The following is a 21,212-nucleotide window of genomic DNA, read 5'->3' on the forward strand; positions in this document are numbered from 1 at the left end:
GATCCTAAAGATATTCCTGATTTGACTTACCAGGAGTTAGTTGATTTCTATAAGTCACATTATCATCCAAGTAATGCGGTATTCATGACCTTTGGCAACAAGTCAGCTTATGAACTGCAAGAACAGTTTGAAAACTTGGCACTGTCTAAGTTTGAACAGGGTGAGACTTTATACTCAACGCCAGAAACCCGGTTGTCTGCACCGGTATCCGTGACTGATACTTATGCAGTTGATGCAGAAGATTTACGTGATAAAACCTATCACGTTATTTCCTGGTTATTACCGGAAGCAAGCGAAATCAAACTTCGTCTGGGTATGCGTCTGGTAGAAGGTATCCTGTTAGAAGATTCGGCATCTCCACTACGTCATTATCTGGAGACCTGTGGTTATGCAGATGCAACAGGCCCATTTATGGGGGTTGATGATTCTAACTTTGAAATGACTTTCTATTGCGCAGTTCAAGGCTCAAATCCGGAACATGCTGAAGAATTTAAAAATGGCGTATTCAAGATTCTGGAAGATGTTGCTGCGAAACCGGTAGATCAGCAGGCAGTAGATGCGATTCTGCATCAGATTGAATTGCATCAGCGTGAAATCAATGGTGATGGTACGCCATATGGTTTAAGCCTGATCCTGAACGGTTTAGGTAGCGCGATTCATCACCGTGATCCGGTTGAAGTCTGGGATGTGGATTCTGCAATTGCCGCAGTTAAAGAAGAACTGAAAGACCCGATGTGGCTGTCTAATCTGATCAAAGAACATCTGATTGATAACCCGCACCGTGTGCAACTGACACTGGTTCCAGATGCCACTAAATCTGCCAAAGAGGCCGAAGCGGAAAAAGCACGACTGGCAGAAATTGGCAAAACACTGACTGAAGAACAAAAAGCTGAAATCGTTGCGCAGACTGACGCTTTAAAAGTTCGCCAGGATACACCGGATGACCTGAACCTGTTACCTAAGGTTGGCCTGGAAGATGTGCCTGCTGAAATGCAGATCGTACAGGGTCAGTTGCGTGAAGTGATTTCCAATGGCATCGATACGCCATTAAACCTTTATTATGCTGGTACCAATGGTATTTATTACCAACAAGTCTTGGTACAGATTCCTGATGAAGTGGTGCAATCGCCATATTTTAACCTGCTGTCGATTCTGGTCGGGGAAGTCGGTGCGGGCGAATATGATTATCTTGAATTCCAGCAAATCCAGACTGCTGTTAGCGGTGGATTGGGTATGGGAGCTTCATTACGTTCAAAAGTAGATGACAAGAATAAGATTTCTGCCTGGTTAACGCTCACAACTAAATCTCTGGTAAATAACCTGCAAGCGATTCAGTTGCTGAAAACCGGTTTTGAGCAGCTTCGTTTTGATGAAAAAGGCCGTATTATCGAATTACTGCAACAGCGTAAAACACGTTGGCATTCACGTATTTCGGGTTCAGGCCATAGTTATGCAATGCAGGTAGCTTCGCGTCAGCACAGTGCTTTAGCGACCCGTGATTATCATAATACTGGTCTTGGTGCATTGAACTGGCTGATGAATCTGGTTGCTCAGATTGAGAAAGATGAAGCTGCTTACGATGCCATGATTGAAGAGCTGAAACGCATTCATCGTATTTTACTGCAAGCTCCAAAACAGTTCTTACTGGTTTGTGAAGAACCGCAAGCGGACCATCTGGTAGAAGAAGTTCAGAATGTTTGGGATAAAGTTGCTGTGGACCGTAATCCGGTACAACTTGCTCAAACTGAAAAAGTATTGAATGAAGCAGATGAGGCATGGCTGATTCAGGCCAATGTTCAGTTCTGTGCAGCAGCTTATCCGGCAGTAGAAGTATCTCATCCAGATGCAGCACCATTGATGGTCTTGGCAGGTTATTTGCGTAATGGATACCTGCATAGTGCGATCCGTGAAAAAGGCGGTGCTTATGGTGGCGGTGCCAGCTATGATGGTAATGCCTGTTCATTCCGTTTCTACAGCTACCGTGATCCACGTTTAGCAGAGACTTTCAAGGACTTTGATGCAAGTGTTCAGTGGCTATTAAATGCGGAACAACAGCCACATCAACTGGAAGAAGCGATTCTGGGTCTGATTGCCAGCATGGATAAGCCGGGTTCACCAGCAGGTGAGGCAATTACAGCTTGTTATGCTTACTTGCATCAGCGTACTCCTGCATTCCGTAAGCAGTTACGTGAACGTCTGCTTAATGTGACGCTGAATGACCTGAAGCGTGTGGCTCAGCAATATCTGGTAGAACAACAGCCGTCGCGTGCTTTGGTTGCACCCGTGGCAAAACGTGAAGCACTGGAACAGCTCGGATTTGTGATTCAACAGGTTCAATAAAAGAAAAAAGGAAAATTGAATGGCGCTTAATTCGTTTAAGCGCCCAACTTTGCAGCTGAGCATTTTGCTGGGCTGTATGGGTGGGGCGCAGGTGTATGCAGAAGAAAATCAAACGACTATTCCCAGCAGTCCGATGCCAGCAACGGCTGAGGCCTGTGCCGCGGTAGAAACCAGTGCAGAACGTCTAGCATGTTATGATGCTTTGTTCAAAGTACCAGAAGCTGAAAGAGTGGTACTGGTATCTGAACGCCGCGCAGCTGCTGAACTTGCGCCTGAACCCGATAACCTGAAAGCTAGAATTGATAAAACAGTTTCTACGGTAACGGTCAGTGAAGGATCGCCACTGAAACCAAACCTGTCTTTATTGGACAGCCGTTGGGAACTTTCACCGGAAAGTAAACTGGGTACCTGGAATATCCGTTCTTATCAGCCGGTGTATGTATTGCCAGGATTTTGGACCTCCGAGAAAAATGAGTTTCCTGAAAGTCCGAATGAACGTAATACGGTAACAGAAGATCAGAACCTGAAATCCATGGAAGCCAAGTTTCAGCTTTCACTAAAAACCAAAGCAGTAGAAAATATTTTTGGTAATAATGGTGATATCTGGCTGGCGTATACCCAGTCTTCACGCTGGCAAGTATATAACTCTGAAGAATCACGTCCATTCCGTGAAACCAATTATGAACCAGAAGCCAGTATTGTATTCCGAACCAATTACGATTTATTTGGTCTGGACTGGCGTATGCTAGGTCTGACCTTTAATCATCAGTCCAATGGTCGTTCCGATCCACTATCACGTAGCTGGAACCGGGTGATGCTGAATCTGGGCTTTGAGCGTAATAACTTTGCCCTGATGCTACGTCCTTGGTATCGTTTTGAAGAAGACCTGCCAGATGATAACAATCCGGATATCGTCGACTATGTCGGTCGTGGCGATTTGACTGCATTTTATCGCTGGAAAGATCATGACTTTTCGCTCATGTTGCGTCATACCTTAAAAGGCGGTGATGACAGTCGTGGTGCAGCGCAATTTGACTGGTCATTCCCGATCAGTGGTCGTCTGCGTGGACATTTCCAGTTGTTTGATGGCTACGGTGAAAGCCTGATCGACTATAACCATAAGGCGACGTATGTCGGCTTGGGTGTTTCGTTAATGAACTGGTTCTAAAAAGTATTATCATCAAAAAATCCACGCGCTGATATGGATTTTTTGTTTTATATCGAAATTACCCAACCTGAATTTCTGAAGGTGGATGTTTAAGGCGGCTCTTTTTCGGTGTGGCAATAAAATAGGCCAAGGTCAAAGGACCTAAACGACCTGCAAACATTAACAGCATCAGAATCAACAGACTGGCTGGCTGTAATTCAGAAGTGACGCCACGAGACAACCCAACAGTACATGCGGCAGAAACCGTTTCAAACAGCAGATCCAGAAAGTCCTGATCTGGCTCCAGAATAAGCAGACTCATAAAGCCGGTTGCAATCAGGAGGGCGGTAATACAGACCACTGCCAACGCTTTAAAGGTGGTTTTCTCTGGAATCGAATGCTTGAATAAACGAATTTCATCTTCACGCCGTAGGAAGCTAATTACACTAATCACTACAATGATAAAAGTTCCGACCTTAATGCCACCTGCGGTACTTAAAGAACCACCACCAATAAACATCAGGAACATGGTAACTAAGGTGGACGCATTGGTCAGCTGATCCATCGGCAGACTATTAAAACCTGAAGAACGCGGTACTGTGGCATGGAACCAGGCATTGACCGCCTGATCGCCCACACTCATCAATGCCAGTGTTTGAGGATTAGAAGCTTCCAGAATCCAGATCAGGATAAAGGCAGAAAGATTCAGTGCAGCAATGGTACTCAAAATCAGCTTACTGTTGGTACTCAGTTTGCGCCAGCGTTTATGCTGTCGTACATCCATCAACACCAGAAAGCCAATGCCGCCAATGATATACAGCATGCTAATGGTGAAGGTAATAAGATACTGATCGGCAAAGCTCATTAGGCTATTCGGGAACAGGGAAAAGCCACCATTGTTAAAAGCAGAAATACTATAAAAGGAAGCGTAGAAAAAAGCCTGGGCAAAGTTGTAATCCTGTAACCATGCAATAGTCAGAATCACTGTGCCAATTGCTTCAAAGAACAGCGAATATAGAAACACACCTTTAATGGTAGTACTGATTTTTTTCAGGCTGGTCTGACCGATGGACTCCTGAGCCATGACTTGTTGCCTTAGTCCCATTTTGGGCGCCAGACTCATGGCAGCCAGAATGGCAAAGGTCATAAAGCCGAGTCCGCCACATTGCAGGAGAATCATGATTACGATCTTGCCAAAGACCGTATAAGCTTCTCCGACATTGACCACAGACAAACCGGTAATGGTCACTGCAGAAGTTGCAGTAAAAATAGCCTGAAACCAGGTGACGTCACCATGATGGGAAACTGGCAATATTAACAAAATGGAACCAACCAGAATCAATGCCAGAAATCCCAATGCGATAATGCTAGGTGGACTGAGATTAATGGTCCGGTTTTTATGGGCAGTTATTTTCATAGATTTTTAAAATGTTTGGACAGGCGGCGTAAAGGTTCCAGCAAACCCTCAACAAGCAGAATATCACCTTCTTTAAGAATAAGATGGGGATCGAGGATATATTGCACCACGGGGCCACGCTTATGCAGAATGGTTTTAATTTCTGGTGCATGATCCATCAGCTGATTGAGTTTGATACCACTTTGTTCAGCATGAATCTCAATTTTGACCAGATAACGATCATCCTCAAGCGCCATATAGCGGCTGACCATCGGATAACTTAAGGATTGCGCAATCCGAACACCCATATCTTCCTCGGGATGAATAATCTTATCCACCCCAAGATGGGTCAGGATCATATGGTGAGCTTTGGACTTGGATTTGGCCCAGATTTTTTTAACCCCCATATTCTTGAGGTGTAGGACGCAGAGAATACTGGCTTCAATATCTTCACCAATCGCCACCACCACCGCTTCACAGTTCTGAACATTTAGTTCGTCCAGCACATGTTCATCCGTGGCATCTGCAATCACGGCATGGGTGAGTTCATCTGAAATGCTTTCAACATATTTTTTATTCAGGTCGATGCCAATTACTTCATGTTTGAGTGACATCAGTTGTGTGGCAACAGTGGCACCGAAACTTCCTAAACCAATCACAGCAAACAGTGCCATGTATTTTTCCTAAAGTTGCTGCGCTTATACATGCGCTTTCTATTAATTTACGTGTTTATCTTAGTGCTTAATTAATATTTCAGCTATTTGCTTTACATAAATATTATCAAAGACCTGAGTTCTTATTCGCTTATATCAAAAAACCGCCTCATTCGCTTATATCAAAAAACCGCCTCGAAAGACGGTTTTGATTGTTTGGATATCAGAATCTGACATTATTTCAGGAAGCGTTGATAACCCAGGTTATTGGTAATCTCGTCATATGGATAGGTGATACTCTCCAGGGTTTCGATCAAACCGTCTGGATTCTGTTTTGCATCTTCCGCTTCCAAACCGACCAGTACACGACCTTCAGCTGCGCCGTGGTTGCGGTAGTGGAACAGGGTGATGTTATGAGTTGGGCCTAGACGTTCAAGGAAAGTCAATAACGCACCTGGACGCTCCGGGAATTCGACACGGAACAGACGTTCATTTTCAATGTCTGCGTGACCACCAATCAGATAACGGATGTGCAGTTTTGCTACTTCGTCGTCAGACAGATCATCAACGTCATACTGGAATTTCAGGTTTTCATAAATTTCCTGACGTTCTTTTTCGCCATTTTTCAGGCTAATACCCACGAAGACCTGAGCTGCGGTTGCATCGCTGGCACGGTAGTTAAACTCGGTGATGTTACGGCCTTGCAGGGCACGACAGAAACTCAGGAAAGCGCCTTTCTGTTCAGGAATGGTCACGGCAAAGATTGCTTCTTTACGCTCACCGAGTTCAGTACGTTCCGCGATATAGCGTAAACGGTCAAAGTTCATGTTGGCACCACAAACAATGGACACGATATTTTTGCCTTGAATGCCGTGTTCAGCGACGTATTTTTTAATCCCTGCCAACGCCATTGCACCAGATGGTTCTACAATACTACGGCATTCGTCATAGGTATCTTTAATTGCTGCACAGACTTCATCGGTATTGACCAGTACCACATCAGGTTCAACAATTGGACCAGAATTATCTGATTTTTGCAGACGGATGACCTCAAATGGTTTTTCACCAATTTGTGCCACCGCAGTACCATCGGCAAATAAACCGACAGATGGAAGAATCACACGTTCATTGGCTTCTAAGGCCGCTTTTAAGCACGCGGATTCATCATATTCCACAGGAATAACTTTGACATGCGGAGCAACATCTCCCAAGTACGCTGCAACACCGGCAATCAGGCCACCACCACCAACAGCAACGAAGACATATTCCACATCACGCCATTGACGCAAAATTTCATTGGCAATGGTACCTTGACCGGCCATCACCAGTTCATCGTCATAAGGTGGAATAAAGGTCATGCCATCTTCTTCGGCACGTTGAATCGCATATTTATTGGCAACATCAAATGAATCACCGTGCAATACGACTTCGCCACCTAAGCGTTTTACCGCTTGAACCTTGATATCAGGCGTAGTTTTTGGCATCACGATAATCGCGCGAATCCCCAGCTTTTTCCCTGACAGCGCCACGCCTTGGGCATGGTTGCCTGCTGAAGCTGTGATAACGCCACGTTCGAGTTGTGATTTCGGTAATTGACTAATACGGTTATAGGCACCGCGTAGTTTGAATGAAAAAACCGGTTGTAAATCTTCACGTTTAAAGCGAATGTTATTATTTAAGCGTTCGCTAATTCGTGGCGCTGCTTCGAGTGGGGTTTCGATTGCAACATCGTATACAGTTGCTTGTAAAATTTGTCGAACCAAACGAGACAGCATGTTAATTTTCCATCTAACAGTTTAAAATAAGCACTTATTGTAACAAACCACGCGGCTTTGCGGTTTAAAAATACTGCGAAAGTCCAAAATAGTTGAGTGATGTCATGAGTCTATATGCAACCCAAGATGAGAAAAAGCAAGCTGCAGCAAAAGCTGCGTTAAAGCACTTACCAAAAGGGGGCATTTTAGGCGTCGGTACTGGAAGTACTGTCAACTTCTTAATCGAACTTTTGCCTGAGCTTCAATTGGAAGCAGCAGTTGCAAGTTCTGAGGCCACTGCACAACGTCTTAAAAAATTAGGCATTGAAGTTGTCGATATGAATAGCGTAGGCGGTCTGGATGCCTATGTAGATGGTGCGGATGAAATCGACCGCCATATGCACATGATCAAAGGTGGCGGTGCTGCGCTGACACGTGAAAAAATTGTTGCATCTATTGCGAAAAAATTCGTTTGTATCGTCGATGATTCTAAGTGGGTGGAACAGTTAGGCCGTGAATTTCCGCTTCCTGTAGAAGTGATTCCAATGGCACGTTCTGCAGTCGCACGTAAAATTGTTGCTTTAGGGGGGGACCCTGCGTACCGTGAAGGTGTAGTCACCGATAACGGTAATGTAATTTTGGATGTTTATAACTTAAATATTTTGAATGCATTAGAGTTAGAAAAAACTTTGAATGACATTCCAGGTGTTGTTTGTAACGGTATCTTTGCCTTAAATAAAGCTGATATTGCTGTGGTTGCTACTGATAACGGTATTGAAGAGCGTACTGCGGTTTAATTAAACTTTCTAGAAAAAATCCCTCTAAATCTCCCTGAGCGAAGTTTTAAAGCACTGCTTTAAAACAAGTGCAAGAAGGGAGATTTTTGAAAGCCCCTCTTTGAGAAAGAGGGGTTTGCGGAGATTAAAAAAGAATAAAAATGACCTTATCCGACTTACCTGAAATTCAAATTGTCCGAAATATTCGCTCAACACGTTTAAAGCTTCGTGTGGATGGTACTCAAATTCGCCTGACTGCACCCGTATTTTGCACAAAAAAACAAATCCAGAATTTTATTAATGATGCCGAAAGCTGGTTACTCAAAACCTGGCAATCCCAGCAGGAAAAAATACAAAGTGTTGATCGTAGTTTACCTGCTAGCTTGCAGCTATTTAATCTGAATCAGCCAATATCAGTTCAATACCAGGCCCAGAAGCATAATTTTATTCTGGATTATGCAAACTATATGCTCTATATCAGTGATCGAAATCCTGAAAGCTACTTAAAAGCTTTTGTAATTGCCTATGCCAAACAACAGTTACCGATTTATCTTGAACAGGTTAGTCTGGAAACAGGATTATCTTTCAATGTCTGTAATATCCGCCAGCCGAAAACCCGTTGGGGCAGCTGTTCTGCCAGACATGACATTATGCTGAATAGCGGTATTATTCTGTTTCCTGAAAATATCGTCCGTTATCTCTGCGTGCATGAACTGGCACATACCCGGCATTTTGATCATAGCCCGCGTTTCTGGACTGAAGTGGCGAAACATGATCCAGCTTATTCAAACCATCGCAAAATTCTGAAAAATACCCTTATGCCATGGTGGTGGGTCAGTCAGAATTAATGCAAGAATCATTTAATAAGGAATAGTTTAAAAATAATATTTAAATCATAAATTTATATAAAAACGAGTTCGAATAATTTCTGCTGCACTTATGAAAATAGATTATTTTTAATTCAGAACCTGCTTTTCTAGAATGCTGAAAAATTAAAAGTTTCTGAGCTGCTTTCGGCATAAAACAAAGAAACGTATTTTCCAGCATATGGGGTAGATGAGGATGATTCAATCCAGGTTATTATTTATTTTCACGCTAATCTTTAGTGTGCTTTTAACTGCATGTAATAAGGCAGAAGCACCAAAAGAAAAAGTCGAAAAAACGGCTTATACGGCAGACACAGTGCGTATTGGTTACCAGCGTTCTTCTACACTCATGACCTTGTTAAAAGAAACGGGTGAGCTTGAAAAGAAACTGGCAGAAAAGAATGTCAAAGTCAGTTGGCATGAATTTACCAGCGGTCAGCCTTTGGCTGAAGCACTTAATGTGGGCAGTGTTGATGTGACTGCGGATGTGGCAGATACAGTTCCCGTATTTGCCCAGGCAGCCAAAGCGAATCTGACTTACTATGCCAAAGAAACTGCATCTCCAAATGCACAGGCAATTTTGATTCCACAAAATTCCAGTATCAAAACTGTTGCGGATTTGAAAGGCAAAAAGATTGCAGTAACCAAAGCTGCGGGTAGTCATTACTTGTTAATTGCAGCACTCAATCAGGCAGATTTAAGTTTTACAGATATTACTCCAGCATGGCTCAGCCCGGCAGATGGCCGTGCAGCATTTGAACATGGTGGTGTAGATGCCTGGGTGACTTGGGAGCCATATGTTTCAAGTGGTACAGTTGTACAAAATGCAAAAGTCCTCGCTTCAGGTGAAGGGTTAGCAAGTTATACACGTTACTACTTAACTGGTCATAAATTTGCTCAGGAAAATCCTGCAATCTTGAATGATGTGATTGATACCTTAAAAGAAAAAGCAGCTTGGGTAAAAACCAATCCGAATGAAGCGGCAAAAATCCTGGCACCATTATGGGGTAACTTACCTCAGGAAGTGGTATTAAAAGCCAATGCTAACCGAAGTTATAACGTGAAATCCGTAACTATTGAAGATATGCCAGAGCAGCAAAAAATTTCAGATGCATTCTTCAATGAAAAGCTGATTCCCAATACGATTGATGCCAAAACATCTGATCTCTATAACACTCAATAATGCCCAGAGCCTCGACATTTATCGAGGCTTTTCCTATTTTTATAAATAGCCTAAGCAAATCTAGGAGATTTTCCATGTTCCAGATTCCAGAACTGAATTATGCCCAGATTCGAGCAAAACTACTTGCGCGTGAAGAAATCGCCATTGTCGATTTACGTGAAGAACATATCTATGCACAAGCTCATCCCTTATTTAACACCAATATTTCTCTTTCACGTTTAGAAATCGAAATTTTGAATCGTATACCACGTCTAGACACCACAATCGTACTCTATGATGATGCAGATGGCCGAGTAGAACGTGCTTATCAAAAATTAATTCGTTATGGATATCGTCAGGTCCATGTATTGAAGGGAGGTACCCAGGCATGGGCACGTGATGGGGGTGAATTATTTATCGATGTGAACTCTGCAACCAAAGCCTTTGGTGAATGGGTTGAACACTATAAACATACGCCGTCGCTGAGTGCCGAAGAGGTCCAAGAAAAAATTGATGCGAACGAAAATATTGTCATTTTAGATGCACGTCGTTTTGATGAATATAACATTATGAGTATTCCATCGGGTCGAAGCGTGCCAGGTGCTGAATTGGTTTACCGTGCACCAAACCTGGTGAAAAATGAAAATACCACCATTATTGTGAACTGTGCAGGACGTACCCGTAGCATTATTGGCACACAATCATTGCTTAATGCCAAGATCCCACATCCGGTTTATGCACTGCGAAATGGCACGATTGGTTGGACACTTGCGGGTCAAAGTTTGGAACATGCTCAAACCCGATCATTTAAGGATGTGCAGACAGAGCTAAAACCGGAGCTTTTAGAAAATGCCAAAGTGCTGGCACAAAAAGCGCGTGTTCGAATCATATCTTTTGAGGAGCTTCAAAAACTACAAGCTGAAACTCAACGTACAACCTATATATTTGATGTCCGTGATGAAGATGAATATATCCAAGGTCATCTGGATGGTTCGCGTTGGGTTGCAGGTGGACAACTGGTTCAAGAAACAGATCACAACGCAGCAGTCCGTGGAGCACGAATTGTACTCATTGATGATCAACTGATTCGTGCCTACATGACTGCATCTTGGTTAGGGCAGATGAACTGGGAGGTTTATGTGCTAGAAACAGATTTTTCAGAAATATTAACCACACGTGGTACGTGGATACCAAATTTACCAATAGTTGATACTGTTGAATTAATTAGTCCAGAGCAATTGCAAGAATTAAAATCGACTCAAAATATCGCGATTTGGGATGTGCAGCCTTTTGCACTGTATAAGAAAGCGCATATTCCGGATGCTGCATGGCTACTTAAGGCCGAAGCAGTTGAACGAATTCAACAAGCTGAATTTCAGGCTAAAGACGCCGTAATTCTCACATGCGGTCGTTCAGTTTTGGCCCATTATACTGCGGAAGAAATTAAAGCATTTCACAAAAAAGTGTATGTACTTGACGGTGGTAATGTTGCTTGGGAACAAGCAGGCTATCCGTTAACTGTAGACAATGTACAAGCACTTTCACCGCAAATTGATCGTTATAAACGTCCATATGAAGGCACGGATAACTCACATGAAGCAATGCAAGCCTATCTGGATTGGGAGTTTGGTTTAGTCGATCAACTTAAAAAAGATGGGACACATGGATTTTTCACCATTTAATTCTTACACCAATAAAGTCGCTACGGCGACTCTATTGATTTGAAGCATCTATGTAGCATTGACTGTGCATTTATATGCTTATTCGATAATATAAAACCAATGATAACGATAAATTAGAAGTCCTCATGATGCGGTTAATCCTCACAATTTTAATTTTTATAGTCTCGCTTCCTGTGCTGTTTTTTTACGGGCTATTTTTATACAGTATTTTTTTCCCAAGTTTACCCATGGATTATCCTTTAACCGTCAAATTTTTTATGCTGACAGGAGTGCTCGCGTGGGGAATGCTATTTTATATGGCTATTTTATGGATTAAACATCGTCAAATACCTAAAAAATTTTCAGCCAGTGCAACACTATTGGCCATTTTAGGGTTAATTCCATTTATGATTCGACTAGACGCCATTATCTTTTTGGCATTACCTGCTTTCTTATTTGTAATTTATCTTTGTCATTATAGTTGGTCTACTCCAGTAACGACCAAACACACATAAAGGTGTTTCAATCTTATCTTTAAACATGCATTTCAAAATAGATAAAAAATCAGCATTCCTCAGTGAAAGAGTTTAGAAAACGTGAACTTCCTGTCATACTACCTGGCATAAAGGAAACATCTAGTTAGAGGTAATTATCGTGATTTCAGTGGGTATTGTGGGTGGCACAGGTTATACAGGCGTTGAACTTTTACGTCTATTACTGCGACATCCAAACGTTAGCGTCAAAGCACTGACATCACGTACCGAAGCAGGCCGCCGTGTAGACGATATGTTCCCAAGCCTGCGTGGTCATACTGATCTTGAATTTTCTGATCTCAGCCTTGATTTATTAAAATCTTGTGATGTCGTATTTTTTGCGACACCACATGGCGTTGCTATGAAACATGCAGAAGAACTGCTAGCTGCAAATACCAAGGTAATTGACCTTGCCGCAGATTTCCGTTTACAGAATTTGGCACAGTTTGAAAAATGGTATGGCATGGAACATGCTTGTCCATCTGTATTACAAGATTCTGTATATGGTCTGTCTGAACTGAATCGTGACAAGATCAAACAGGCGAGTGTGATTGGTAACCCGGGTTGTTATCCAACAACCGTGCAGCTGGGCCTTGCACCAGTATTAAAATCTGCGGAAGCCTTAGTGAAACCTGAAAGTATTATTATTGATGCTAAATCAGGAGTTTCAGGTGCAGGTCGTAAAGCCAGCCTAGGCATGATCTATTCTGAAAATGCAGATAACTTTAAAGCTTATGGCGTAGCAGGTCACCGTCATCATCCTGAGATTGTAGAAGCGTTAGAAAATATCTCAGGTCAAAAAGGTGTATTTGACCATATTTTATTTGTACCGCATCTGGTGCCAATGATTCGCGGTATGCTGTCAACCATTTACATTGACTTGACTGAAGCAGGCCAGACAGCAGATTTGCAGGCACTCTATGAACAGTTCTATGCCAATGAACAGTTCGTTGATGTCATGCCATCAGGCAGTTCACCAGAAACCCGTTCAGTACGTGGTGCCAATGAACTCCGTATTGCACTGTACAAGCCTCAACCAACGAAACTGGTTATTCTGGTAGCACAAGATAACCTGGTGAAAGGTGCAGCAGGTCAGGCGGTACAGAATATGAATCTGATGTTTGGCTTTGCTGAAAATGCTGGCTTGCAAAACATTGCTTTATTACCATAAAAAACGTATTACAACTTCACACACATTTGAATTTCGATTTAAATGTGTGTCTTGAAAAAGATATAAGAGATGACAATGCCGAATAATGAACCTCACGATCTGACCACAGATGATAAGAAGAAAATGCCATTTCTGAAAGGGAACACGCCACTTGCGATAGGTGCTGCAATTCTGGTACTGAGTAGTGGTTTACTTGGCTATTCGATAGGTCATCGTCAAGGTCTGACTGTTGTAGGTTTTGAGGCGGATGCTGAACAGCTGGTTGAAGTCGTACAAAAGCAGAAAGCCAGTCTGGAAACACTGAATAAAACCCTGAATACAGCAACGCAGGAACGTGATCTGGCAGTAAGTAATGCCAATGACCTGTATCTTGCGATGAATAAAACCCGTGATGAATATACGCAGGCAGAAAGCCTGGCGACCTTATATCGTGAAGTACTGCGTCAGCGTGGTGGTATGCCTTTATCTGTTCAGCATCTGGCAGTAAAGCCTCTACCTGAAAATGCCTTTGAATATCAGCTTGATCTGATTCAGGTAAGTCCAAGCAAAGGGCGTGTTTCCGGTTCGGTTGAATTGCGCCTGATTCGGGGAACTGAAATTTTAGTTGTGCCTTTGGCAGATAAAAACTTCAATTTCGAAAATTATGAACGTCTGACTGGTCGTTGGACGATGCCGAAAGGTTTTGTACCAGAATTTATAGAAGTTCGCCTGACTGGTACAAGCAAGCCTGTTACCCGCCGTTTTAGCTGGAGTAAGGGCGAGGCAATTGAAAATCAATCTGCATTCCTGTCAGAGATTCCTCAGACAGAAGCCAATGCAAACTAAAGTGTGAAATGTAAATCTTATGCCTAGCAACAAGCGTCATATTTGTTTAAGTGAAATCAAGAACTCTTTTAATCAGTCCGGTGTGGTTGACTGGCACATAAGCCCACGCTTGGCAAATGACCCTTTTCATGATGAAGATGCTGATATTGCAGTACAAACAGCACCGCCAGAGTTGAAGCGTCCACCGATGTATGCAGTGGTATTGATGAATGACGATTACACCCCCATGGAGTTTGTAATTGAAATTTTACAACAATACTTTGCAATGAATCTTGACCAAGCTACGCAAGTAATGCTAACTGTACATTATGAAGGAAAAGGTGTTGCTGGCGTCTATCCAAGAGACATTGCGGAAACGAAAGCGAACCAGGTCAATAATTACGCTCGATCACAAGGTCATCCTTTACTTTGCCAGATAGAGCCTAAAGATTAAGGGGGTTGCATGCTCAGTCGTCAATTAGAAGTATCACTACGTTTGGCTGTTAGCATGGCTCGTCAAAAGAGACATGAGTTTCTGACAGTAGAACATTTATTATTGGCTTTACTCGACAACGATTCTGCCGTGAATGCCCTTAAAGCATGCGGTGCAGACATTATTGTACTGCGTAAAGAACTTGAAGAATACGTAGAACAACACACTCCAAAACTCGGCGAAAATAACGATCAGGCACCTCATCCGACTGAAAGTTTTGACCGGATCCTGCAACGTGCCATTTTCCATGTACAGTCAAGTGGTGGAGACCGTACGGTAGAAGGTGCGGACATTCTAGTTGCGATGTACTCAGAACGTGATTCGTTTGCAGTGTATCTGCTGAAACGTCATCAGATTAACCGTTTAACCTTGACTCAATATCTGTCGCATGGAACCCGCAAGGAAGAAGTGCAGAACGAAGAAGAAATTGAGGAACTGGATGGCGAAACTGGATCATCGAATGCTTCAGGTCCACTGGATCTTTATACCACTAACCTGAATCACGAAGCGCAAAAAGGTAAAACTGATCCATTAATTGGTCGTGAAAAAGAAATTGAGCGTGCTGCACAAATTCTTTGTCGCCGTCGTAAAAATAATCCGTTGCTGGTCGGTGATCCGGGTGTGGGTAAAACATCGATTGCTGAAGGTCTGGCTTGGCTGATTGTCAATGGTAAAGCACCTAAACCATTAGAAAATGCCGAAATCTATAGTCTGGATATCGGTGCACTGGTGGCAGGAACCAAATACCGTGGTGACTTCGAAAAACGTCTGAAACAACTTCTCAATGCCTTGAAGAAAAAACCGGATGTAGTGCTGTTCATTGATGAGATTCATATGATCATCGGTGCAGGTTCTAGTATGGGCAGCACCATGGATGCTTCGAACCTGATTAAGCCAGCACTGGCAAATGGTTCATTGCGTTGCATAGGTTCGACCACATTCCAGGAATACCGTCAGGTCTTTGAAAAAGATCATGCTTTATCGCGTCGTTTCCAGAAAATTGATGTGAATGAGCCTTCCATCTCTGAAACTATTGATATTTTACGTGGTCTGAAATCTAAGTTTGAAGATTTCCACCATGTTCAATATGAAGATCAGGCTTTGGTATCAGCGGTAGAACTGTCAGCGAAGTTTATTAATGACCGTTTCTTGCCAGATAAAGCCATTGATGTGATCGATGAAGCGGGTGCGCAACGTCGTTTAAAAGCCGAGCAAGACGATAGCCTGATTACGGTAGAAAATATCGAAGACATCGTGTCGAAAATTGCCCGTATTCCACCAAAAACAGTTTCTAAAGATGACAAGACTGTATTAGAAAATCTTGAGCGTGATTTGAAACGTGTGGTCTTCGGTCAGGATGAAGCCATTGAAGCACTCGGTTCCGCAATCAAGCTGTCTCGGGCAGGTCTGAAATCTCCTGACAAGCCAGTCGGTAGTTTTGTCTTTGCTGGTCCAACGGGTGTCGGTAAAACTGAAGTCACCAAGCAATTAGCAAAACTGATGGGCGTGGAGCTGGTTCGTTTCGATATGTCTGAATATATGGAACGTCATGCGGTATCCCGTCTGATTGGTGCACCTCCAGGCTATGTTGGTTTTGACCAAGGTGGTTTGTTGACCGATGCGATTCATAAGAATCCGCATTGTGTATTACTACTCGATGAAATCGAAAAGGCACATCCGGATGTATTTAACCTGTTGCTGCAAATTATGGATCATGGCTCCTTGACCGATAACAACGGTCGCAAGTCAGACTTCCGTAATGTGGTGCTTGTACTGACCACCAATATTGGCGCCGAAAGCATTTCACGTGTCAGTATCGGTTTCATGGAACAAGACAACAGCAATGATAACCAAGAAGCGATGAAAAAAGCATTCTCACCTGAATTCCGTAACCGTCTCGATGGTGTGATCCAGTTCAAGGCCTTGCCAAGTACGATCATTGAAAATGTAGTCGACAAGTTCTTAACCGAATTGCAGGCACAGCTAGATGAGAAGAAAGTTATTCTGGAAGTGGATCAGAGTGCACGTGAATGGATGGCTGAAAATGGTTATGACCGTTTAATGGGTGCTCGTCCAATGCAGCGTCTGATTCAGGAGCATCTGAAAAAACCATTGGCAGAAATGATTCTGTTTGGTGAGCTGGCAGATAATGGCGGTAATGTTGCTGTATCTGTGAAGAAAAAAAATGGCAAAGCTGTAGGCTTGAAACTTGAAGTGTTTGAAGATCAGACTGCTGAACCAGCCTAAATTCTACTCATCGTAAAATAACCCGTGCTTGCACGGGTTATTTTATTTCTTTATTGCTATGATCTGATCAAGATTTATTGTTTGGCAAAGATTTAACAAGATATGGAATTTCAGTTCACTAAACTTATTACGACTTTTTGTCTGTTCCTGGTCACGGCGGTGATGGAAATTCTAGGCTGTTATTTTCCCTATCTGATTTTGAATCAGGGAAGTAGTCACTGGTTATGGATTCCGACAGCTCTGGCTTTGGCAGCTTTTGTCTGGCTATTAACTTTACATCCCGCTGCTTCAGGCCGGATCTATGCAGCTTATGGTGGTATCTATATCTTTACTGCTTTGATGTGGTTGCGTTTTGTGGATCAGATCAGCCTGTCTCGATGGGATTTGCTTGGTGGTGCAGTGGTGATATTTGGGGCGCTGATTATTATCATGCAACCCCAAGGTTTAATCCGTTGATTTACTTCCTGTAGAAACTTAGTTCCCTTTACAGTCCTTCTGCGATATTTCAACGTCATAAGATCGAGTAGTGGAACTCAGTTCTAGCATCACTTTATAGGGATTTTCTAACTGATAACGGTGCTCAAAGAAAATACCGCAGTTCTGTAATAAGTTTTTGCGGATAAGCTGAGTCACTTCCTTAGGACCTAGATCTTTTTCAAACTGGGCAAAGTCTGGAGTAATAATTAAACCTTTTAATTCGGTTTTATTAGCAGTGAGTTTCAGTTGTTCAATAATCGTGTTGTGATCAATTTGCAGGGGCAAAGTTTTAGAATCTTCCGCACTTAATACAGCCAGCATTTCATTCAGTTCTGCTATTTTCTTGATTTTAAATTTTGAATCAATGATCTGTTGCTGTTGCAGGTATTGATCAAATTCGGAAGCATAAACCTGACTACTAAGAAAACTAATGCCAAGGGTTAAAGCAGTGAATAGATTTATTTTATATTTCATGTAAGGCCACAAATTATTACTGTGTTTTGCGGATTATAAGAGCATGAATAAGATCTGTACGCAACTCCACCATGGTTAATTTATCTGTTTCCTCAGATTCCTTCTTTTTACTTATTCTTAAACATTGAAGTTTAAAAGACTTTTTATGTGAAAAATCTATTAATAATTACACTTTATTTTTTGTGTTGGATTTCATCTAGGTTTATAGTCTTACACCTCCCCACGCAGCATACCGGTAAGTACGTAGGGTGCATGCAAAAAAATATCTAAGTTTAAAGGCATAAAATATTGACCTATAAACAAGAAACTTCAATGATTTAAAAATAAGGATGTCATATTTTGAGTCAAGCTTATTCCAAGCAGGAAAAAAACAGTCGTATTAAAGGAATCGTCGGGGCAGCCTCCGGTAACCTGGTCGAATGGTTCGATTTTTATATCTATGCTGTATTTGCGGTTTATTTTACCAAGGCACTCACTGCACCAAATATGGACAGTTCAACTCAGGCAATTTATGTCTGGGGTGTATTTGCTGCCAGCTTCTTTATGCGTCCGATAGGTAGCTGGCTATTTGGCCGTATTGCCGATAAACATGGCCGTAAAAAATCCATGGTCATTTCGATCTGTTTAATGGCCATCAGTTCATTCCTATTCGCAGCTTTACCAACTTATGAGCAGGTGGGTATGGCAGCACCATTCTTGCTGCTGCTGGTGCGTCTGTTACAGGGCTTATCAGTCGGTGGTGAATATGGCGCTGTTGCGACCTATATGAGTGAGCTGGGTTTAAAAGGTCAGCGTGGATTTTTCTCATCTTTCCAATATGTGACCTTGACCGGTGGTCAGTTGCTGGCAAGTTTACTCGGGGTTATTTTCCTGGGCTTTATGAGCGAACAACAGTTACTTGATGGTGGCTGGCGTATCCCGTTTGTGATTGGTGGTATTGCGGCAATTGTTTCATTATTGGCACGTAGCCGTCTTGAAGAAACGCTATCTACGGAAGATAGCGATAAGGAAGATTCAGGTACACTTAAAGAATTGTTCAAGAACCATTGGAAAACATTCTTGCTGGTGGTTGGCTATACTTCAGCGGGTTCACTAAGCTTCTATGTGATTACGGTTTATTCAAAAACCTATTTAACCAATATCGGTATTGATCCAAAGACTGTCGGATTTATTATGACGGCCTGTATCTTTATATTGATGATTGCACAGCCATTTTTTGGTGCTTTATCGGATCGAATTGGTCGTCGTACCTGTATGCTGCTGTTTAGTGGGTTGATGGCGATTGCGATTTATCCGGTCATGGCGGTCGGTATGCGGGTCTTCAGTGATACCCCAGTGATCGTTGCATTATTGCTGATTTTCCTGATGATGTTACTGAGCCTCTATACCTCGATTGGCGGTATCGTAAAAGCAGAAATGTTCCCGCCACATGTACGAGCTTTAGGAGTAGGTTTCTCTTATGCAGTGGGTAATGCCGTCTTTGGTGGTTCAGCACCTTCGGTCGCATTACAGTTTAAATCAGCAGGTATTGAAAATACCTTCTTCGTGTATGTCATTGTAATGCTGATTATATGTTTCTTCTGTAGCTGGCAATTACCGAAAGAACCAAAATATTTAAAAGATGATCATTAATCTTTGAGCAATAAAAAAGCACCAAATTCGGTGCTTTTTTATTGAAAGAAAATTTAGTCTTTTTTCAGATTTTCATTAATCAGAAATTCAACCAATGCTTTCTGAGCATGTAGACGGTTTTCAGCTTCATCCCAAACCACGGCATTTTTGTGATCCAGCATATTTTCTGAAATTTCTTCGCCACGGTGTGCTGGCAAACAGTGCATAAACAGGCAGTCGGGGTGAGCCAGATCCATCAAGCGCTCATTGACCTGATAATCAGCAAATGCTTTTTCACGGATTTTCTGTTCTTCTTCCTGTCCCATACTTGCCCAAACGTCAGTCACGATCAGGTCAGCATTGACTGCTGCATCTTCAGCTGAGTCAACCAGCTCTACACAGTGTGCAAATTCAGACAGGAATTTTTCTTGTGGCTCATAACCTTTAGGCGCAGCAATTTTCAGCTTAAAGCCCCACATATGCGCAGCTTCAATATATGAATTACACATATTGTTGCCATCACCGATCCACGCCACAGTTTTACCTTCGATTGGACCACGATGTTCCAGGTAAGTCTGCATGTCAGCAAGCAGCTGGCAAGGATGGTGGTCATCAGTCAGAGCGTTAATCACGGGTACTTTTGAATAAGAAGCAAAACGTTCAACGATGTCATGACCAAAAGTACGGATCATCACTACATCAAGCATGCTTGAAATAACACGTGCAGAATCTTCGATAGGTTCGCCACGGCCCAATTGAGTATCACGTGAAGACAGGAAAATTGCGCTGCCGCCGAATTGGGTCATGCCAGCTTCAAACGAAACACGCGTGCGGGTACTGGATTTCTCAAAAATCATTCCCATAACTTTACCAACAAACGGTTGGAAAACTTCATTGTTATGCTGTTTGCGCTTGAGCTCGATGGCGCGTTGCAGTATCTGGTTAAGTTCTAAAGTCGATAGATCGCGTAAAGTCAGAAAGTGACGGAGAGCCATTCGTTACTCCACAATAATTGCTGAAAAACTGGTTCAACAATTAGTTGTTGGTTAGTTAAAAAAATACGGAATCGGCTAATATACTATATGAATAGGAAATTGCAAAAAAACTAGACTTTTTGATGACCGTCCAGGAAACGATCGACACAATAATTCACATATTCGACAGTTTCCTGATCAGTTTCATCGCTTGGCAAACCCATTAAAATGCGCCATTCCATATTTCTTAAAATACCGAAATATAATTGTGCAGAAAATAATGGATTTGGACAGCTGAGCAGACCTTTGGCATGTGCCTGTGACAAAACTTCAGCAATAGAGTGCTGGATATGTTTTGGCCCCTGTTCATGAATATGTCGAGCAATATCCAGATTGCGTCCACTTTGTTCCAGCACCAGCCGCATAAATGCGGCATTTTCCGGCTGTTTGATATGTTGGTAGAAGTTCAGCAAGGTCTGAATCAAATAGCTTCTAAAGTCTTTAGAACTGTTTAAAGAAAAGGGGAGACAAATATCTTTAAAGAACTGGGTACGGCGATAATCACAAATCGACTTAAACAGGCCTTCTTTATTGCCAAAGTATTTATAAATAGATGCCTTGGAGCCACCGGCATGATTGACAATATCATCCAGGGCAGAGTAAAACTTGAAGT

The 21,212-nt window shown here is 42.4% G+C and carries 19 protein-coding genes; 13 read left to right on the forward strand and 6 right to left on the reverse strand.

All coding sequences use genetic code 11. From position 1 onward, the window contains the following. Both B3D47_RS11120 and B3D47_RS11125 read left to right on the forward strand, forming a co-directional pair. The coding region (locus B3D47_RS11120) for an insulinase family protein (protein WP_286862037.1) at window positions 1–2,340 on the forward strand (2,340 nt) is incomplete at its 5' end. 19 nt (window positions 2,341–2,359) lie between these two features. After that, entirely contained in the window at window positions 2,360–3,508 is a 1,149-nt protein-coding gene (locus B3D47_RS11125; protein ID WP_008305212.1) for a phospholipase A, read from the forward strand. Between the two features lie 58 nt (window positions 3,509–3,566). On the opposite strand, the gene B3D47_RS11130 is transcribed toward B3D47_RS11125, so the two are convergent. From B3D47_RS11130 to ilvA, 3 genes are all read right to left on the reverse strand, one after another. Then, the gene (locus tag B3D47_RS11130; protein WP_286862041.1) at window positions 3,567–4,904 is read right to left on the reverse strand and encodes a TrkH family potassium uptake protein; all 1,338 of its coding nucleotides are present in this window, start codon (window positions 4,902–4,904) and stop codon (window positions 3,567–3,569) included. Next, entirely contained in the window at window positions 4,901–5,557 is a 657-nt protein-coding gene (locus B3D47_RS11135; protein WP_163166174.1) for a potassium channel family protein, read from the reverse strand. Before B3D47_RS11135 ends, B3D47_RS11130 begins: the two co-directional genes overlap by 4 nt. 215 nt (window positions 5,558–5,772) lie before the next feature. After that, window positions 5,773–7,311 carry a threonine ammonia-lyase, biosynthetic gene (ilvA, locus tag B3D47_RS11140; RefSeq protein WP_004812768.1) on the reverse strand — a complete coding sequence of 513 codons (1,539 nt, stop codon included), beginning with the start codon at window positions 7,309–7,311 and terminating at the stop codon, window positions 5,773–5,775. 104 nt (window positions 7,312–7,415) lie between these two features. Here ilvA and rpiA point away from each other — a divergent pair, with 104 nt between their 5' ends. The 10 genes from rpiA to B3D47_RS11190 all read left to right on the forward strand — a co-directional run bounded on the left by rpiA (window position 7,416) and on the right by B3D47_RS11190 (window position 17,459). Further along, on the forward strand, window positions 7,416–8,087 hold the full coding sequence (gene rpiA, locus B3D47_RS11145; RefSeq protein ID WP_004894532.1) for a ribose-5-phosphate isomerase RpiA: 672 nt from the start codon (window positions 7,416–7,418) through the stop codon (window positions 8,085–8,087). Between the two features lie 140 nt (window positions 8,088–8,227). After that, on the forward strand, window positions 8,228–8,914 hold the full coding sequence (locus B3D47_RS11150) for a SprT family zinc-dependent metalloprotease (protein ID WP_008305205.1): 687 nt from the start codon (window positions 8,228–8,230) through the stop codon (window positions 8,912–8,914). A 208-nt stretch (window positions 8,915–9,122) separates the two neighbouring features. Next, window positions 9,123–10,115, forward strand: a complete 993-nt coding sequence (locus B3D47_RS11155) for an aliphatic sulfonate ABC transporter substrate-binding protein (protein WP_286862044.1) — start codon at window positions 9,123–9,125, stop codon at window positions 10,113–10,115. Window positions 10,116–10,189: 74 nt separating this feature from the next. Beyond that, window positions 10,190–11,776 carry a rhodanese-like domain-containing protein gene (locus B3D47_RS11160; protein ID WP_286862045.1) on the forward strand — a complete coding sequence of 529 codons (1,587 nt, stop codon included), beginning with the start codon at window positions 10,190–10,192 and terminating at the stop codon, window positions 11,774–11,776. Between the two features lie 296 nt (window positions 11,777–12,072). Then, a complete protein-coding gene (locus B3D47_RS11165; protein ID WP_227590964.1) occupies window positions 12,073–12,270 on the forward strand; it encodes a hypothetical protein in 198 nt (65 codons plus the stop codon). A 133-nt stretch (window positions 12,271–12,403) separates the two neighbouring features. Beyond that, on the forward strand, window positions 12,404–13,459 hold the full coding sequence (argC, locus tag B3D47_RS11170) for an N-acetyl-gamma-glutamyl-phosphate reductase (protein ID WP_184104579.1): 1,056 nt from the start codon (window positions 12,404–12,406) through the stop codon (window positions 13,457–13,459). A gap of 75 nt (window positions 13,460–13,534) precedes the next feature. Beyond that, window positions 13,535–14,284, forward strand: coding sequence for a DUF6776 family protein (locus B3D47_RS11175; protein WP_008304705.1), 750 nt, complete (start codon window positions 13,535–13,537; stop codon window positions 14,282–14,284). A 19-nt stretch (window positions 14,285–14,303) separates the two neighbouring features. Further along, window positions 14,304–14,717 (forward strand): ATP-dependent Clp protease adapter ClpS, encoded by a 414-nt coding sequence (clpS, locus tag B3D47_RS11180; RefSeq protein WP_008304704.1) that lies wholly within the window; start codon window positions 14,304–14,306, stop codon window positions 14,715–14,717. 9 nt (window positions 14,718–14,726) lie between these two features. Further along, a complete protein-coding gene (gene clpA / locus B3D47_RS11185) occupies window positions 14,727–17,003 on the forward strand; it encodes an ATP-dependent Clp protease ATP-binding subunit ClpA (protein WP_111810476.1) in 2,277 nt (758 codons plus the stop codon). Between the two features lie 102 nt (window positions 17,004–17,105). Beyond that, complete coding sequence (locus B3D47_RS11190; protein WP_005221839.1) at window positions 17,106–17,459, forward strand: YnfA family protein; 354 nt, start codon at window positions 17,106–17,108, stop codon at window positions 17,457–17,459. An 18-nt stretch (window positions 17,460–17,477) separates the two neighbouring features. Here B3D47_RS11190 and B3D47_RS11195 read toward each other — a convergent pair whose 3' ends face one another. After that, window positions 17,478–17,954, reverse strand: coding sequence for a hypothetical protein (locus tag B3D47_RS11195; protein ID WP_005221845.1), 477 nt, complete (start codon window positions 17,952–17,954; stop codon window positions 17,478–17,480). Between the two features lie 339 nt (window positions 17,955–18,293). Between B3D47_RS11195 and B3D47_RS11200 the strand changes: the two genes are divergently transcribed. Then, window positions 18,294–19,586: an MFS transporter gene (locus B3D47_RS11200; RefSeq protein ID WP_004812786.1), complete on the forward strand. Its 1,293-nt coding sequence runs from the start codon at window positions 18,294–18,296 to the stop codon at window positions 19,584–19,586. Between the two features lie 53 nt (window positions 19,587–19,639). Here B3D47_RS11200 and argF read toward each other — a convergent pair whose 3' ends face one another. After that, the gene (argF, locus tag B3D47_RS11205) at window positions 19,640–20,560 is read right to left on the reverse strand and encodes an ornithine carbamoyltransferase (protein WP_004812788.1); all 921 of its coding nucleotides are present in this window, start codon (window positions 20,558–20,560) and stop codon (window positions 19,640–19,642) included. Between the two features lie 110 nt (window positions 20,561–20,670). Further along, the coding region (locus B3D47_RS11210; RefSeq protein ID WP_286862051.1) for a TetR/AcrR family transcriptional regulator at window positions 20,671–21,212 on the reverse strand (542 nt) is incomplete at its 5' end.

It is taken from the genome of Acinetobacter sp. UBA3461 (assembly GCF_002381195.1).
Taxonomy (GTDB): domain Bacteria; phylum Pseudomonadota; class Gammaproteobacteria; order Pseudomonadales; family Moraxellaceae; genus Acinetobacter; species Acinetobacter schindleri.